This window comes from Planctomycetia bacterium (assembly GCA_015075745.1).
GTDB lineage: Bacteria > Planctomycetota > Phycisphaerae > UBA1845 > UTPLA1 > UTPLA1.
The window spans coordinates 3,059,118-3,076,504 of sequence record JABTTW010000001.1 but is presented as its reverse complement, the minus strand read 5'-3'; the positions used below and the strand labels follow the sequence as shown (position 1 = coordinate 3,076,504).

11 protein-coding genes are annotated in these 17,387 nt (G+C 62.7%); all 11 read right to left on the bottom strand.

All coding sequences use genetic code 11. The features are described from left to right. Position 1 precedes the first annotated feature (1 nt). Entirely contained in the window at positions 2-1,186 is a 1,185-nt protein-coding gene (locus tag HS101_12185; protein ID MBE7507022.1) for a serine protease, read from the bottom strand. Further along, on the bottom strand, positions 1,183-2,217 hold the full coding sequence (locus HS101_12180) for a trypsin-like peptidase domain-containing protein (protein ID MBE7507021.1): 1,035 nt from the start codon (positions 2,215-2,217) through the stop codon (positions 1,183-1,185). Before HS101_12180 ends, HS101_12185 begins: the two co-directional genes overlap by 4 nt. Continuing rightward, the gene (locus tag HS101_12175) at positions 2,217-3,833 is read right to left on the bottom strand and encodes a trypsin-like peptidase domain-containing protein (GenBank protein MBE7507020.1); all 1,617 of its coding nucleotides are present in this window, start codon (positions 3,831-3,833) and stop codon (positions 2,217-2,219) included. The genes HS101_12180 and HS101_12175 overlap by 1 nt, the downstream gene beginning before the upstream one ends. A gap of 13 nt (positions 3,834-3,846) precedes the next feature. After that, positions 3,847-5,085, bottom strand: a complete 1,239-nt coding sequence (locus tag HS101_12170) for an NPCBM/NEW2 domain-containing protein (protein MBE7507019.1) — start codon at positions 5,083-5,085, stop codon at positions 3,847-3,849. Further along, a complete protein-coding gene (locus HS101_12165; GenBank protein ID MBE7507018.1) occupies positions 5,082-6,254 on the bottom strand; it encodes a hypothetical protein in 1,173 nt (390 codons plus the stop codon). The genes HS101_12170 and HS101_12165 overlap by 4 nt, the downstream gene beginning before the upstream one ends. Before the next feature lie 82 nt (positions 6,255-6,336). Continuing rightward, positions 6,337-8,304 (bottom strand): hypothetical protein, encoded by a 1,968-nt coding sequence (locus HS101_12160; GenBank protein ID MBE7507017.1) that lies wholly within the window; start codon positions 8,302-8,304, stop codon positions 6,337-6,339. Further along, positions 8,301-10,496, bottom strand: coding sequence for a hypothetical protein (locus tag HS101_12155; protein ID MBE7507016.1), 2,196 nt, complete (start codon positions 10,494-10,496; stop codon positions 8,301-8,303). Before HS101_12155 ends, HS101_12160 begins: the two co-directional genes overlap by 4 nt. Then, a complete protein-coding gene (locus HS101_12150) occupies positions 10,497-12,965 on the bottom strand; it encodes a VWA domain-containing protein (GenBank protein ID MBE7507015.1) in 2,469 nt (822 codons plus the stop codon). Positions 12,966-12,969: 4 nt separating this feature from the next. Next, positions 12,970-15,261: a BatA domain-containing protein gene (locus HS101_12145; GenBank protein ID MBE7507014.1), complete on the bottom strand. Its 2,292-nt coding sequence runs from the start codon at positions 15,259-15,261 to the stop codon at positions 12,970-12,972. A 72-nt stretch (positions 15,262-15,333) separates the two neighbouring features. Continuing rightward, a complete protein-coding gene (locus HS101_12140; protein ID MBE7507013.1) occupies positions 15,334-16,269 on the bottom strand; it encodes a DUF58 domain-containing protein in 936 nt (311 codons plus the stop codon). Beyond that, positions 16,262-17,329, bottom strand: a complete 1,068-nt coding sequence (locus HS101_12135) for a MoxR family ATPase (GenBank protein ID MBE7507012.1) — start codon at positions 17,327-17,329, stop codon at positions 16,262-16,264. Before HS101_12135 ends, HS101_12140 begins: the two co-directional genes overlap by 8 nt. Between the last annotated feature and the right edge of the window lie 58 nt (positions 17,330-17,387).

The following is a 17,387-nucleotide window of genomic DNA, read 5'->3' as shown; positions in this document are numbered from 1 at the left end:
GTTAGTTCGGGTCTGGCTGAGTCGTCGGCGGGAGTTCTTGTTTCTCGCCGCTATCGTCTTTTTCGGCGGGATCGGCCTCTTCGGTCTGCGGCAGTGGAGTATCCATAGCGGCCTTGACCGGACCGATGTCCGAACTCTTCGCAAGCGTGATCGTTCGCTCGAATCTGCGCCAGCGACGTTTGACCGTCAGCGTGATGCGTTCGCCAGCCGCGCGGTCGCTCAACTCGCGCAGGAGCGCTTCGAGATCACTGATGGGGCGCGCATCCAGCGCCACGATCAGGTCCTCCGGCTCCAGCCCGGCTGACTTCGCGGGGGAAGGGTCTCCCACGGCCGTGATTCTCGCCCCGCGCGATTGCGGCAGGAGTTCGTCCAGTATGTCGTCGAGGAGCCCGGACTCCTGTGGGCCGAGCACGATGCCGATCTTTCCCGGCTCGATGTCTTCTCCGCGTCGCAGTCGATCCAGGACCTCGTCGATGCGATCTCGCGGAATGGCAAAGCCGATGCCGCTGTCGTACCAGTCCACTCCCGCCAGTGCGCCACCGCCCGAACCGGCCATGGGGACAATGAGCCCCAGCACGCGGCCGTCGATATCGACCAGCGCTCCGCCGTAGTTGATCGGCGAGGTCTTTGCATCGGTCTGAATGGCAAGGCCGTTTCGCCGGCCGAGGGCGCTGACAATCCCCAGGGAGACAAACGGCTGCGAGCCGCCCAGCCCGTGACCGCAGGCGAGGGCGTACTGCCCCAGGACAATCTCATCGCGCGGCGCCCAGGTTGCCGCGTGCAGATCGCCTGCCTCAACGCGCAACAGCGCGAGTCGGCGGATGTGATCGCGCGCCAGAAGCGTCGCCACCAGTCGTCGATCGTCGGCGAGGCGCACGGTGATCACTGTAGGCTCGCGCACGAAGTTGAAGCTGCTGGTGACGATGAGTCCATCTTCGCTGAGGATGATGCCGGTCGACGGACCGTCGGCGATTTTGAATCGTTCGGAGACGGCGCCGCGCGCGCCGCGCCGCACAGGCTGGGCGCCGCCGACCGTTTCGATGGTCACGATCGAGGGCGACACGACGTCCACGGCAGCGCGAATGACCGCCGCCGTCGCCTCTTCGTACAGACGCTCTCGCGCAGCCGACCCGTCAGGAGTCTGACTCAAGGGCAGAAGCAACAGCAGCGCGACCAGCAGGCTCATTTCATCGCCTCCACGCGGAGCGACAACGTTCTGACGTCCGGGCCGCGTTTGACAACCACTTGCACGGTCTGGCCGGGAAGCAGCCGAGCGACGGCCTCGTCGAAGGTTGCAACGTCCCCCACACGCCGGCCGTCGATGGCGAGGATCAGATCGTCCGGCTGAATGCCCGCCTTGGCCGCGGGAGAGTTCGGGCTCACGCGCTGGACGTAGGCCGACACCTGCCGATATCCGAGGCGCGAGAGCTTGATCCCCAGGTAGGGACGACCAGTCTCCCCTTCGGCGACGGGCGGTTGGGGCGGCTGGTCAACAACTGAAGCGCCGTCGGAATGGAGAAACTCGACGAGCGCCTCGCCGGGGATCGCGAAGTTGATGCGCGTGTTCGTCGCGGCGGACTCGATGACTTTTCCGACGAGACCGATGAATCTTCCGTGCGCGTCGAGCAGCGGGCCGCCGGCAGCCCCGGGGTTTGCTGTGAGGGCGTCGATCACCAGAACTTCGCCGTGCAGCTCCGATTCCTGGGCGAGTCGCATGGCATCGATCATCGTTCGCAGACTGAGAATGCCCTTGCACACTGAGATCGACTCGCGGCCGTCAGCGATCTTGAACCAGTTGCCCAGCGCCGCGACCGTATCGCCCTGGCGAAGCTCATTGCTGGACTGCGGCGACAGGAACGGCAACGCCCTCGCATCGATTCGAAGCAACGCTAACTGGCGAAGCTCGTCGGATCGCTCCAGCGTCGCGTCGAAGTGTCGCCCGTCGGCCAGCACGACTTTGACGCCCTGAAGGTTCACCAGAAGCGACAGCGCCGTCAGGATGCGGCCATCCGCCGAAACCAGCACGCCGGAACCGTAGCCGTGCTCGCGCCCGACACGAGGCCCATAGAGCTTGACCACGCAATCGGCGGCGCGCTGAATCTCTGGGGAGATGCGCTGCTGTGCGACGGCGTGACCGCTGCCCAGCATCGCGCAGCAGATGCAGGACCAGGCTGCATACAGCCCGCCGCGTCGCAGAATGTTTGCGCCACAAGCCATCATCTCGCCTCGATCGCCATTTCGGTGAATGAATCCTCGGCAAACAGCGTCTCGCCGCGATACACCCATCGCGCGCGCGGCATGCGCATCGTCCCGACGCTCTGGACCGAGCCGTATTCATAGCGAAACACGATCCCCGTGCCTGCGTGGGTGAACTCGACCGCGAGAAGCTCGCCTGTCTCATCGTCGAAGCTCAGCCGCTGCGGTTGCCCCTTCTCTAGCTTTCGCTCAATGACCACACAGATGCGACCGCGAACCTCGTCGGACGCGACGACTCGAAGTCCTTTCGCCGGCTTGTCCGCGCTCATGCTCAATAGTTCGGACCAGATCGTTGCCTCCACCGTGTCCGGAATCGCATCCTCAGCCTTTGAATCATCACTGCTCGCCCTGACGCGCCACGAAATAGTCTCGCCCTTCTCTTCATGAGCACCTGTCGGCGTTCTTGTGCCGCTACCGACAATGCCGACGCCGTCATGCCATATACCGGAAGAACCCGCGGCCTTTTGGAATAGCTCGATAGCCCGGCGCACCGCGCGGCGATTGGCCTTCGTCGTCACGGGATGCGGACCATACGGATCAAACGCGAGCCTTGGCTGATTCGGCGCATCCCGCGTCAGCTTGGGAAGCGGCATGGCCGCCAATCGCATGTTAAAGCGGCGAACCTCACCCTCGCGCCGAAATGCAACCTCGACGGGCCAATCCGCCGGCAGCGTCCCGAGTACGTTGAGAAAATCGTTGGCGCTGTGAATGTCGCGGCCGGCGAAGCGGATCAACTCATCGCTATGCTGAAGGCCGGCCGTTCGGGCCGCGCCGCGGTCCTCAATCTTATCAACCAGTACGCGCAGCGCCTGATCGCGCACCGTGAATCCGGCGGTCGCGTGCGGCGTGACCAGTCCGGCTCGCAGCATGGGCATGAACCGTTTAATCTGGTTGATTGAGATGGCAAAGCCGACGCCGACGTTGACGCGGTTGCGCTCCTCGACGGCGATGCGCCCGTTGATGCCGATCAGCCGGCCCGACATATCGAAGAGCGGACCTCCCGAATTGCCCGGGTTGATCGACGTATCCACCTGGATGCAGTCGGTGTAGGTCAGCGCGCCGCGAACGCCCGCCTGAAAGCGATGCAGCCCGGAAATGATGCCGTGCGTGACGGTCGGGGCGTAGTCATCGGCGAGGCCGAAGGGATTGCCCATCGCCAGGGTGTAATCGCCCACCGCGAGTTCGTCGGAATCTCCGAGCGGGGCAGCGCTGAATCTTTCCTTCGGGTCGATTCGAAACATGGCGACGTCGCCGCCGGGATCGATCCCCAAAATTTTCATGTCCACGAGCCGTTTACCGGCGAGGCCCACATCTCCATGACGATCTTTGAGCATTCCGGCCACGACATGAAAGTTCGTCAGCCCGTAGCCGTCCTTGTCGATCAAAACACCCGATCCTCCGCCGGCCTGATCGCCCTTGCTGAACAGGCAGGCCACGCTGGGCACGAGCCGCTGAATCGTCTCGACGCGGGCCGACTGCGCCGCGATCACTCGGGCACGATCGGTCGCGCTGTCAGCCTGATCCACGGGAAGCAGGCCGACGAACACGGCCGCCGCGATGGAGATTACCGAAGACATGAAACCCCTGTTGTCAGCGCATGTCCGTGCGCTTGGCACGAATCAACCTGGCGCCCGCCCAGTCGCAATGATCGGAGATGTCGAGGTCGGGGCCGGGATCACATTCGAGGATTAACTGATTCACGCCGTCCGTCGGCACGCGAATGGCCGTGGCGGCTCCCGGACCGACGGGGGACGATTCATAAGCAACGCGACCATCGCAGATGACTCGAAACACGGCCCGACCGCGAGGACCGGCGGCATCGTCAATCCCGATGGTGGAGACAAAAGAAGCGTAGGCGCCGTCAAGTGCATAGGTCATGCGGGTGGTGGCGTGAACACCCAGGCCGCGCTCGTACAATCGGCCATCGACGATCAGCGGCAAGCCGGTGACGCTTCGATCCTTTTGCGGCGGCCAGGAGGCGTCAATGACCGAGTATTGAACGATATCCACCGGCTCCAGATCGGAGATAAAAACGACTCGTTCACTGCGCACGTCGATGCCGCGAATCGCCCGCCATGGGACAGACAATCGCCCGAGCGGGCCTGCATCAAGCTCCAGAGAATCCGGATCGGCCGAGACGACGTCCGCCGAAAACTCTCGCCGGCCATCCAGACGGATGCGCACCTTGCCGCCAGCGCTCGATACCGCCACGCCGCCCAGGATGACGCCGAAAGCACGATCGAGCGCTCCGGTCTGCACCTTGCGACCGATGCGGAAGCTCCACGACTCGGACGTAAGCGATTCAAGCACGCCCGGGAGCACGACCGTTCCGCCGTCACGAACCGCAAGGAGCAGATCGCGCCCCTTCTCCGGCTGTTTGAGTCGAGAGGAGAACTCCGTAAGGGCCGTCCCCTGCGAGACCGTGTTGAAACGGATGCCCGCGAGGCCGGAAATCGGCAGCGTGACGGCGCGGTTTATGCCGATGTCGACCGTGATTTTTCCCGCGGCGCCCTCCAGCAGCTTCGCTTCCAGCACGCCGCCGTCCGAGAGGTGGATGGTGCAATTCGCGCCGAGATTTCCCTGAGGTGAGTCGGCATCCGCCGTACGGGCGATGCGCGTCAGGTCGTCAAGCGGGATGGCTCGTTCCGCGCCGTCGATCCGGAGAACGACCCGGCGGGCGTTGTCGATCGCCAGAATCTCACCTTCGAGCGTCGCGCCCTCGACCGTTTCAAGTAACCATCGAGATGGCGGCGCAGCCTGCGCGGCCCGCGGCACAGGTTTGTCCGGGGCTGTCAGCAAGAGTGGAATGAGAAGACTGATGATCATCATCGAGGCTGAGCATCCTTCGCCAACTGCTGGTAGTACTGCTCCAGGAGCTCTCGATACTGACTGGGGAATTGTCGCTGAAGAGTCTGAAGAATCTGATCGCGCTCGCGCGCGGGCATCCGCCCCCACTCTTCGCCGGGCCGGGCCTGCGTCCGCCGAAGCTCTCCAACGCTGGAATCTCCGCCAGGTAGACTGGACTGCTTGGCGCCGCTGCCGGGATTCGTATTGCCCTTCGGTGCGCCATGGCCGCCCTTGCACTTGCCGCCGCCGCATTTCTTGCAACCGCTCTTGCTCTTCTCCTGGCTCTCCGCCTCGTCGATCATCGCTGAGAGAAGTTTGACCGCGGCCGACTGACGGGACGCCACGACCTCACCGGTGTCGCCGTTGTGAATGCGCCGCCGGGCAAAGTTCATCAGATCGCGTACGTCGCCCAGCTTGCCGGGCACCCGACGATCAAGCTCGGTCAGAATCTGCGTTGCCGTCGTCCGCAATCGCTCCGATGCCTGGGGATATCGTGCGAGAAACGTTCTGAGGGTGATCGGAGCAGCCTCGTAGTTGAGCTCGTGGAGCTGGCAATAGCCAAGCATGAACACGAAGATATCGGGGGCGAGCGTATACTGCTCGATGTCCGGGTGCGCTTCCATAACGGCGCCCAGCATCCGGCCGCAACGATCGATTTGATCCAGATCAACCAGGGCCGTCGCGGCCTGACATGCGGAAGCAACTGCAAGATACGGATTATCGTCGATGGTCAACGCCTCGAAGATGTCGGCCGCATTCTCCGGCTCGTCGCGCTCCAGCGATTCAAGGCCGATCCGAAAACCATCCGAAAGCAGGGCTAATCCGGAGTTCAGAAACTCGCCTTTCTGGGACGGTTCCAGCTTGGCGAAGGAATCCGCCAGATGCGTCCGCGCCTGCGAAGGGAATTCGTCCCGCGTGGCAAGGTCGGCGAGAAACCCCTGAATCACCGCATCAACGGAAGGTCGCGGCGTTTCGGGGAGGGCGAAGGCGTGTAATCGTCCGGCATCGGATTCGTCTTCGATCTCCGTCTCCGCGGCCGATTCAACCTCAGCAACCTTGGCCGGCTCGGTTTGGTCAGGCGTAGGCGTCGGAGCGGCATCTGCTTCAAAAGCAAAGAGCCCCGCCGCCAGCATCATTACGAGCGTCATCATGGGAATTCCCTCAAGACTATCATAGCACCCCCGCCTCCCATTGGATGCAACGCGGGCCTGAATATCCTGCGATAATCAGCGGCTATTGGGCCTTGCGCAGGGCCTCGTGCATCGATTTTGCCATCTCCTGCACCTGCTGCTGCCGATCGACCAGCTTCTGCCGGCGAGCTTCCATTTCATCGGTCTGATCGGGGTTCGCGGCCCGGTCTTTCTCCAACTGGAGCGTTGCCTCATTAACGCGGACCTGGAGCGACCGAAGGAGCTTCAACTCGGCGGATGGAGGCAACAACGGCTCATCCTGTTCCTGACTCTCGCCCTGCCCCTCGCCCGACTCGGACTCGTTCTCCTGCTGCTTCTTCTCGACTGCCTCAATAAGCTCGCGAAGCGTCTGGGCGATTGATTCCTGGACCGACTGAACCGCCGAACCTGTCGCCGCAGCCGTGAGCCGCTCGGCTACTTCCCGTGCGTCATCCCGTAAGTTCTCAATCACCTGGGGAAAGATGACCGTCGTCCCTTCCTCCTTCAGGATGTAGAGCGCCTTATCCGCCTCGTCACCGACCCAGGCCTGCTTCTGAGAAATCTCCGGAAGCTGAAGCTCGTCGGCGCGCCGCCAGTTGGCAGCGCCCAATTCGTCGAGCCGAATCGTGGACTTGTTCACTTCGAGCTGCTTGGCCAGCATCGAACGCAGCCGATTCTCAAGGGCAGCCAGCAATTCTTCCTGCTGCTCCTTGCGAAGCTGCTCAAGAGTCTTCTTCAACTCCTCCTTCGCCTGCTCAAGCTTCTCCAGCGCCTTCTCCTGCGACTTGGCCGCCTTTGACGGATCCTGCTTGTCGAGCTGCTGCTCAGCCTCCTCCTGAAACGGCACAGCCTCCTGAACCTGCTCCCCGCCCGGTGTCGGCGCTTCGTCGCCGCTTTCGCCTGATTCGCCCTGCTCTTCCTTCTTCTCGCCGGATTGTCCGCCCTGCGATTTCTGGCCCTTGCTCGCGCCTTCATCGCCCTCTTGTTGCTCACCGTCACCCGGCTGTCCACCCTGCGGCGATTCAGGATCGCCCGGCTGACCAGCCCCCGCGCCCTGCATCTTCTTCCCAAGTTGTTTTGTCGCCTGGGTGATTTCCTTCTGCTCGCCAGACTGCTTTTCGAGCGGCGCATTCGCCTTGCGGGCCGCCGCGTCGTCCTTGGCCTTCTTCTGGAGCAACTCCATCGCGCGAGCGAGTTGCTCTTCGGCCTGCTTTTGGTGGCCTCCCGCCTGTTGAGGCGATTCCTCGGCCATGCGCTCCTGCGCTGCGTCCATCTGCCCCGCAGCCTGAGACATCGCTTCAGCGGCCTGCGCGGACTCCGGCGTCAGGCCCGATACGCCGGAGGACTCGCCCGACTGCAACTGCTCGGCCAACTCATCGGCCTCCTGTCGCAGCGCGCCCTGCTCCTCGGCCAGCGCACCCACTTCGCCCGCCTTGGCCGTTCGACTGGACAAGTCTTGTTGACGCTGGATGAGCTTGCCGATCTGTGCGATCTTCTCCAACAGCGCGTCGTCGCCCTTGCCGGCCGCCGCGTCGGCATTGCGTTTCGCCTCCTGCTGGCGAGCGATGACCGCCTCCAATTGCTCTTGCATCGCTTCGAGACGCTTGATCTCCTGCTTTCGCTCGTCAAGCTTGTCCGGCCCTTCGAGGAGCAGCCGCAGGAGAGCTTGAAGATCGGCGGAGACTTCCTTTTGCTGATCCGTCGCATCAGCGAGCTTGGACTGCTCGAGGTTCTTCGCGATTTCTTCCATTCTTTGTCGCAGCAGCATCCCACGGGCGGCGCCGAGCGACTGCATCAACTGCGCACCCTTTTCGGGATCGCTCTTGCGAAGCGCCTGGCTCAGTTGAAACATCCGATCTTCCAGCCGGGCGACGCGGTCCTTAATGACGCGCTGCTGCTCGACGATTCCGATTTGGTCCCCAGTTGCGGGCGCGGAAGTCGGTTGCTGGCCGGAGAGCGGCGCGGGGCATGCGAGAATCAGCAGCGCCACGACCCACGATATTGACCCCATGACGGACCGACGAACGGTCATCGCTTTTCCTCCGTCTCCTGATCAAACAAGCGATCCACCTCTTCCTGGAGCCGTCGCTGCGTGTCCTCGTTCAAATCGCTCTGTAGGCGGATGATGTCGCGCAGGATGGAAACCGCCTCCTCATACCCTTCCCACTTTATCATGTTCGCCAGAATGGCGTACATTTCGCGGATCAATCCGGCCTGCGAATCCAGCACACGTGAGGCCGATTCGTCATCCGGCGCGGCCTGAAATGCATCAAGCAGGTCCGCCGCCGCCGGAACGCCTTCCGTCGCCAGCTTCCGCATCGGCGCTATCACCCCAGCGTCGAGTCGGCGGCGCACCATCGAATTGGCCAGTTGATTGACTTCCATCTCCGAGAGAATCTGCTCGAACTGACGCCCGATAGTCCGCAACCGGGAGGCCTGCTGGCGCTGGGACCGGCGCTCGGAATTTAATCTTGCTGCCGCTGCCCCCGAAGCCCGCTGGGCGGCATCGAGCGAGACCAGCTCCTTAACGCGCGCCTCTAGCTGCTCCTGGGACTTGATGACCAGCTCAAATTCCCGCCGCCATTCGTTCTCCCGTCGCGACAGCTCGGCTGACAGGTCCTCCGCGGTGACGATTCGCAGGACATAGGCACCAGATAGGCCCAGATTCGGCGGCGCGAGCGGCGCGGATGGTTGATCGCCGGTCACCGGCTGATCGTCGGTGGCCCGCGCCTGAACGGTAAGCTGGTCACCCGGCCGCAGCGTAAGCGGCAATAGCGGCCACGACTCCTTGATCGAGTACTTCATCTGACCGACGGTGAACCTCGGAAGCGGCTCAACTTGCGGCGCGCTCGGAGCCGTCGTCGTCCGCTCGGCATGACTGATCTCGTGTTGCAGCTCCGCCGCACGAAGGCCGAGATTGTCCTCGCAGCTAATCTCCAGGGGCAGCACCGCATCCGGCACCACCATCTCGCCGACGCCCGCAAGGGCCATCTTCACTTTCGGTGGTGAATCGGCGACGACACGCAGCGTCATCGTGACGGGCCGATTGTCGGTCAGACCATCTTCGTCAAGCAGGTCGAAGAAGTAAGCCCCGCTCTCGGTCGGATCGAACCGGGCAACAATGTCTCGCCCCGATTCCACGATGGTCTCGCCCACGACACGCTCGGAGCTTCGCAGGGCCGCTCGCTGAATCGGCTTATTCGTCGTCGCGCGCACCATGACGGACGATCCACGGAGGACATCGGCGGCCGTCTGACCGGTCGGCATGTCGATGTCTTCCAGCTTTGAATATTCCGGCGGCACGATGCGCAGGGCGATGTCCTTCACGCTCGGCCGCTCAACGGCTTCCACCGTATACCAGCGCGTACGCTCGTCCGCGCCGAAACGGCGAATCGAAAACTGCACTCGAAGCGAGGCCTGAAGCGGGCCGTAGTCCAGCACGAAACGGTCCTCGCCGCGGCGACCCATCTCGCGAACGACGCGCTCGCCCTTTTGAGATTCAAACTCCGCCCGAACGCCGGATGGGACTTCGTCCGTCGCCGTTGCCACGAGCGTTAACTCGTCACCGATAGGCCAGCGAAGTCGGTCGTTGACAAACCCTTCCAGCACGAGCACAACGCCCGACGGCCAGGGCACGTCCCGAAGCGTCAGATCGCGCGCAACATAGGTCGCGGCCATGTCGGGAAACAACGCCGAGAATCCGGCACAGAACACGACGGCCGCAAGCCCGGCCCCCAGGTATTGCAAATGTCGCTTCGGCAGAAAGAGGTCCTGCACCCGGACCGATTGCATCTGCTCGATCGATTGCCGCACGGTCGCATCGATCATCGCTGAGGATGCCTGATCTGCGCGAGCCCGGCCCGGAGTCGATGTGGCAAATGACACCGAAGTTAAGAGGCCGTCGCGCAGTTCCGGATGACGTCGTTCGAGCAGCTCCGCTACTTGCTGCGGACTCACCCGCAGCGCGGCAGGACGGATGATCCATTTCCACACTTGATGCGCCGCGAGACCCACCAGCAGGACCAACAACGCCGCGCGAGGTCCAACCCCCAGAACAAGAAGGTAATCCAGAATGAAGTGCACGACGGCAAGCAGGACGACGATGACCGCGCAGCGGCAAACGCCCTGAAGCACGACTTGTCGCTTCAGGGTTCGGCCCGCGGCCACGAGCGACGAAAGGATCGCCCGGTCAAATTCGGCATGTGCCAAGGCGCCGGTCGGCATTTACAACAACCTCGCCTTTCTGCGAAGAATCCACTCGATCGTGACAACCGTGACCAGCGCTGTGAGCACCCAGCCATTGTCCCAAAGCGGTCGGGGGCGCTCCCGCGTGACGACGGTCTCGCTGGAGTCGTCAATGACATCCGCAACGGCCCGCGCTTTGTCGATTCCAAAATAGCGGCCGGAAGTCGCCGCGGCGAGTTGCTCCAGCGCCGCACGATTCATCGCGGTGTGCTGCATCTCGATCTCGGCCTGCTGCACCAGGATGTCTTTCTCAATCCGGGCAACTTCCCCGGTGCCGCCGGTCAGCCTGACCGAAAGCTGCATCGCACCGGCGGCGACGGGCGTGAAACGGCCTTCGTAATAGCCCTCGCGGCCGACGACCGGAACAAGGGACACCCGAATCGGCGAATTTGCCGCATCGATGCTATCCGGCGCGCGCGTGGTAGGCGAAACGACGAGCTCCAACTCGGGCGCCATCAGCGGCTCGTAGCGAGTATCCAGCGCCCGAACGGTAACCGGCACCGACTCGCCGAGTTCAAACTGATCACGCGGCGTGAGAATCATGCCCCGGCTGCGTCCGCCGAGCTGCTTGCTCTCGGCCAGATATCGCACCATCTGAATCCAAAAGCGATTGAAGTATTTCTCGTCGTGCCGCCGCCATCGCCATGTGCTGTTGATGCCGAGAAAGGCGCTTCGCCCGCTGCCGACGAACTGCGTGGCCATGAGGACGTGCGGGCCGTCGGGGCCGGCCATCCGCGGATTCGAGTGCCGCACTAACGCCGACGCGACCGGCTTCTCTCGGCGCACGGGGAAATGCCAGTATGCCCCGTCCAGCATCGACCATAGCTCCCGATTCTCGATCGGGTTCTGCGACATTCGGAGGATGGGGCTCGCCAACCCCGCATCGGTCAATTGCAACGGCCAGGGCCGGCGCTGGTATTGGCCGAGTTCGTTGAGAATGATCTCCGCGTCGGGATCGGGCACGATCGGTAGTATCTCAACGAGGCTCGCCGTGTTGGCGGATCGGAAGAAGCGACCCGAAAACTTATTTCCGGCTTCGTAGAGCACGCCTCCGCCCTGCTCCGTGATGTAGGTCACCAGCAGACTACCCCACGTCGGGTCCAGTTGATCCGGATCGGGATCGAGCAGAATGACGGCGTCGTAACCAAAGAGCGTCTCTGGATCGGACGGCAATTCAGTGATGATCGTGTCGCCCTCGCGAACCGCGCGAACATCAGCAGATTGAAGCCATGTCGCGACGTCGACGCTCGCGTCACGTTCCAGAAGCCGTGTGAGATACCGATAGTCGTAGTTGGGCGATCCGGCGACGAGGAGCACACGCATCTCGTCGTCCAACACCGAGACCGCGGGGAGTATCTCCTTTTCGTTGTCGGACAGGATCGACTCATTTTCGATCGCTGCGACGCGAGCGACATAGCTCAGCGCGCCCGGCTCCGACACTTTCCGTTCGAAAACCAGCGGCTCGATCAATCCGTCGGCGGTCGGCGAAACGACGCGGCGATCGACGATCGTCGGGGACGCCGCGCTGCCGGCGCGGCGTTCGAGCAGCGTCACCTCAAGCGGCTGCGGTTCCAGGTTACGCGCATCCAGACGGACGGTGATGCTGAAGGGGTCATTCTTGAATGCCGCGCGCGGACCGCTCACTTCCGTGACGGCGACGTTGATCGGGCTCGCCGGATCGCCGATGCCGATCGCGTGAAGCCGTACGCCGCGACGACGAAGGATCTCAGCCGCCACGGACGGCGGTTCGCCCCGGTTGAAGTTCCCATCCGACAAGACAACCACGCCCGCGATTGGCGACGAGCCTGCGACATCGAGAGCCGCGCGGAGACCCTCACTAATGTCGGTCGTTAAGCCGCTTGGGCGAATAAGGCGCTGCGAATCATCGACGCCTTCCGGAGACGTCCCCGCATCTGCGACTGAGCCGATCTCCTTCGCATGATCCGCGAACTGCATCACGATGAGCTTGTTTCGCTGGGCCAGTCTGGCGAGCAGGCCGTCGTCGCCCGTTAGCAGCGACTCCTCAAGATCAGCTCGATCGAGATTTGACGCACTCGCCGACCCAAGAAAGCTGCGGACCCGCGCCGCGTCCTCGGAAAGGCGATATGAATCGACGAGCGACATGCTGGCCGAGGCGTCCACCAGCACAACGGTATAGGCATCCACCTTGCGATGGACATACTTGACCAGAACCGGCTCCAAACCGATCAGCCCGAGCAGCAGCAACAACACCACTCGGCACGTCACCATCGTCCAGCGCAGCGGCCGGGCAACCTGCCCGCGCGCTTCATGCCGGTACAGCCAGGCGATGACATACACACCCAGTATGGTGAGCAGTCCCCCCACCAATAATGCCGTGTCCGTCGACCATCGGGCAAGTTCGAGACTGAGCTCGACCTGCTCGCTGGGCGTCGCCTCGGCCAAAATATGGCAAACCACCGGACTCAATCGACTATCCTCTCGTCCCAAACCACCATGCCAGGGCATGCTCGCTCATGAAAAGCACAATGACCGTAATCAAGAGCGGCCACCAGACCTCGGTCCGCGCCGCGGCAAAGTCGCCAACGACACGCGACGTATCGCCGACATACTCGAACGGCAGATCGCCCAGCACCGCCGCCAATTCCCGCTGCGTTGTCCGTGAAAGGTCGGACTCGCTGCCGTCCGGATTCACCGCGGCCAGCCGCCGGCGCGTGTCGCCCCGGGTCGTTTTCAACTCAAACTGATATAGCCCGCATTGTCGTGTGTCATCGAATCGAAACTGTGCGCCGTTCTCGCTCACAACGGCCGCCAGCGCAACCTCCGGCTCAACCGGGTAGCCCGGCGTCCGAAGCATCGCGTCGGGTCGCATGGCCGCCGGATCGATTTCGCAAACGAGACTGCGACCGACCACCGATTGCGGAGCGATCTGTGCTGGTCGGGAGACATATTGCACCATTTCCAGCATCATGGGCAGGTAACTGAAGCTCGCCGCCCAGTCATTCCAGTCCTGATCGGCGGTCGTGCCAATCCATAGACACTTTCCCCGACCGAATTCACGCTCCACGATCAGCGGCGTCTGGTCCGGGTCGTTGAGCCGCACCAGAACCCGCGGGCCCGCGCGCCCGGCCGCCGGCTCCGCAGGGCTGGAAGTCGCGGCCGGCTGATCGGCAAGGCGAACGAAACTCGCCACATGTACCTGCCGAAGGACCGCGGCCAACTCATCGACAAATGATCGCATCACCGGATGGGCGACGTCCCAGTCCTGAATCGTGACGGGCCGCGCCGATGGCGTTGACTCTGCGATGTCGACCAGTCGCATGGGCAGCAAACCTTGGCCGTTCGCGAAGAGCGTCTCGTTATATGAATTAAGATCCACCTGACTTCCGGCCATGATGACCAGCCCGCCGCCGGCTCGGACAAATTCTTCCAGGCTGCGAACGACGCTCTCGCGCAGGCGGCCCACGTTGGCCAGCAGGACGACGGCGTAGCTGTTCAGGTCTGCGGCTTCGAGCTCCTGCTCGTCGAGCACGTCGAGCTCGATGCCGCTGGCCGCGCGGCCGTCAGGGCGAAGCGCCGTTCTTAGCAGATACACCTCATCACGATAAGGATCGCCGCTCGGCTCTCCATCCACGACGATCGCCTTGATCGCCGAGACAACCTCCACCGGGCAGGTCCGAACGTTGTCCAGCGACACACCATCGCTCGCGCCTACGCCGCCGACCAGCTTTGCCTCGACAAACGTCGATCCATCTTCGGGAAACGTGACCTCAATCGGTTCTCGCGCAATTTGCCCTCCGCCGAGCGTTGGAATCGTGAGCGAAGGTAGCGTGCGATCGCCGACGCGCAGGCTCAGTTCCACGGATTGCAGCGCACGCTCCGAGTAATTGGCGATTGTCAGTTCAAATCGCGTTGGCACGCCCGCGACGGACTGGGGTTGCAAGCCACGGATATTCGTCAGCGCGATGTTCGCCGGGACAGGATCGATCGCCGCATCCACCAGGACGAATCTCAAAGAGCCTTGATGATCCTCGAGCCCGAGCAGCGGTGCGAAGACGCCCGACGCCTCCGGCCCGACGGGCTTGCCATCCTTCAGCCAGTCGCGGCGCTGGAAATCGCTGATGACATAGACAATGCGGTTGGCCTGCGGCGGTCCGGTTCGGAGCATCTCGCCCAGTGCCGCAATTGCATCCGAGAGTTTGCCGGCGCTTTGTGTAGGCGATTGGACGGAGAGCAGATCAGTAAGCCGGCGCAGATTGGCCTCGCTCAGACTCGGCAGCGCCAGAATCGGCTCACGAGGCTTGCTGGTGGTGATCAGCGTCAGGGTGTCATCGGGATTCTGCTCGGACGCGAGCCGGGCAATCGTCTCAACGGAATCCGTGGCGCGCCGAAAGACACTCTGGCCGGCGGCGGACGGGGTCGGGCTCACATAGCCCATGGAGAACGAATCATCGAGCAGAAAGATGCGTTCGCTGCGCGCCGTAGCCGACAAGGCCCCCAGCGCCCCCGCCGAGAGAAACGGCCGCATCATCACAAAGGCAAGCAGGAGCAGCGCCAGGCAGCGAAGCGCCAGGAGAATGAGCTGCTCGATGCGAACACGGCGACGATTCTTCTTCTGAGCCTCAAGGAGAAAACTCATCGCCGCCCAGCGAATCCGGCGGAATCGTCGGCGCGAAAGCAGATGGATCAGGATCGGACTGGCAACGGCAGCCGAGCCGATCGCCATGGCGGGATTCAAAAGAAAGCTGGAAAGCCAAACCCACATGTATTCAATCCGTCCCGTGCCGGCGGCCAGTCGCCGATGATCTCGAAGCCTGCAGCGATCCCTCTCGCTGCGTCACACTCTCGATTTGATCCTGCGCAGCCGGGCCGCAAGATATCCTCGTATCACCACGTCGAGTGAATCGTTGGTCGACACGCCGAGGTAGTCGATCCGCTGATTGACGCACGTTGAGCGAATCCGCTCCACAAACGCCTCCAGCGCCTCAAGGTAGGCGGTGCGCAGCGACTGCGGGTCCGCGGTGAGCTGCACCTCCGGCGCTTCAAGCCCCTCAAAGAGGGTCTGATCGACAAACGGAAACGTACGCTCATCCTCATCCAGAACGTGCATCACAATGACTTCGTGATTGCCCTGCCCCAGGCGCTCGATGCCTCGGATGACGTCATCACCGTCTGCCAGCAGATCGGATATCAGGATCGCCAGGCTGCGCCGATGTAGCTGCGTACCGAGCTGCGCGAACGCCGCGGTGGCGTCCGTCGGCGAATCCAGACGGGCCAGCTCAAGCCGTCCCAGGATCGAGTGCAGGTGGGCGTAATTCGACATCGCCGGCAGATTCGCCCGGAGTTGATTATCGAAAAGCATCAGCCCAACCGCGTCCTGTTGGTGGACGAGCAGATAGGCGAGCGATGCCGCAAGCGTGGCAGCGTACTCAAACTTGGTCATGCGTCCCGACGACCGTTCGTGTTCGGGATAGCGCATCGACGCCGAGCAATCGAGCATCAGGTAGGCTCGAAGATTCGTCTCCTCTTCGTATTGCTTGACGTAGAACCGATCGCTCTTGCCATAAACGCGCCAGTCGAGGTGCCGCAAGTCGTCTCCGGGCACATACTCCCGATGCTGCGCGAACTCGACGGAGTAACCCTGGTATGGGCTTCGGTGCATTCCGCTGACGATGCCTTCAACCACGCTGCGGGCGCGCAGCTCAAGGCCGCCGATCTTCGAGAGAATCTCGGGGCGCAGGTAATTTGTCCTTGAAGCGGCATGGTCAGGCATTGATGGCCTTGTTCACGCGATCATCGGCGAGCAGTCCGCCGGCATGAGGCTGGGTCTTATCCAGAAGGTCGCGGATGAGCCGGTCTGAGTCGTAGCCCTCGGCCTGCGCGGCGAAATTGGTAATCACGCGATGACGCAAAACAGCCGGCGCCAGGGCCCGAAGATCCTCCGTGGATACGTGATAATTGCCGCGAAGCACTGCCCGCGCCTTCGCCCCGAGAATCAGGAATTGCACGGCGCGCGGCCCCGCACCCCAGGCCACGTGTCGCTTAACGAACTCCGGCGCGGCGGCGTCCGAAGGCCGCGTACGCCGAACGAGATCGAGTGCATGATTGATGACCGGCGGCGCCGCGGGGACACGTCGGACGAGTTTCTGCAAAGTCAGGATGTCTTCGGCACTGAGAATCTTCTCGACCTTCGGCGACTCATCTCCGGTCGTATGCATGGCAATCTCGTATTCCTCCTCATACGACGGGTAGCCAATGTAGATCTTGAACATGAACCGATCCTGCTGCGCCTCGGGAAGCGGATAGGTTCCTTCCTGTTCGATGGGGTTCTGCGTGGCCAGCACAAAGAACGGCGACTCGACGAGATGCCGCACCCCGCCGACGGTCACTTGACGCTCCTGCATCGACTCGAGCATCGCCGCCTGTGTCTTTGGTGGTGTGCGGTTGATCTCATCGGCGAGAATGATGTTGGCGAACACCGGGCCAGGCAGAAACTTGAAGGCCCGATGTCCGGTCGCCTTGTCCTCGGCGATGACTTCCGTGCCGGTGATATCGCTCGGCATCAGGTCCGGCGTGAACTGGATGCGGTTGAAGCTCAGCGACAGGCATCGCGCCAGACTGGAGATCATCAGCGTCTTTGCCAGTCCCGGCACGCCTTCGAGAATGCAATGCCCTCCTGAAAAAAGAGCGATCAGCAGCTCCTCGACGACGGCGTCCTGCCCGATGATGGTTTTGCCGAGTTCAGCGCGTATTCGCTTGTAACAATCGCGGAGCTTTTCCGCGGCCGCGAGATCTGCCGCGCCGTCCGGTTGTTGCTGGTTCATGTCTGACATCCATTATCCCCTTACTCAATGTTTCGGCGGGAGCGACAGCGATCCCCCCGGATTTCGC

Excerpts from the sequence above, each read along its gene's own strand:
- HS101_12185 (MBE7507022.1), bottom strand. The coding sequence starts at position 1,186 with ATGAGCCTGCTGGTCGCGCTGCTGTTGCTTCTGCCCTTGAGTCAGACT.
- HS101_12180 (MBE7507021.1), bottom strand. The coding sequence starts at position 2,217 with ATGGCTTGTGGCGCAAACATTCTGCGACGCGGCGGGCTGTATGCAGCC.
- HS101_12175 (MBE7507020.1), bottom strand. The coding sequence starts at position 3,833 with ATGTCTTCGGTAATCTCCATCGCGGCGGCCGTGTTCGTCGGCCTGCTT.
- HS101_12170 (MBE7507019.1), bottom strand. The coding sequence starts at position 5,085 with ATGATGATCATCAGTCTTCTCATTCCACTCTTGCTGACAGCCCCGGAC.
- HS101_12165 (MBE7507018.1), bottom strand. The coding sequence starts at position 6,254 with ATGATGACGCTCGTAATGATGCTGGCGGCGGGGCTCTTTGCTTTTGAA.
- HS101_12160 (MBE7507017.1), bottom strand. The coding sequence starts at position 8,304 with ATGACCGTTCGTCGGTCCGTCATGGGGTCAATATCGTGGGTCGTGGCG.
- HS101_12155 (MBE7507016.1), bottom strand. The coding sequence starts at position 10,496 with ATGCCGACCGGCGCCTTGGCACATGCCGAATTTGACCGGGCGATCCTT.
- HS101_12145 (MBE7507014.1), bottom strand. The coding sequence starts at position 15,261 with ATGTGGGTTTGGCTTTCCAGCTTTCTTTTGAATCCCGCCATGGCGATC.
- HS101_12140 (MBE7507013.1), bottom strand. The coding sequence starts at position 16,269 with ATGCCTGACCATGCCGCTTCAAGGACAAATTACCTGCGCCCCGAGATT.
- HS101_12135 (MBE7507012.1), bottom strand. The coding sequence starts at position 17,329 with ATGTCAGACATGAACCAGCAACAACCGGACGGCGCGGCAGATCTCGCG.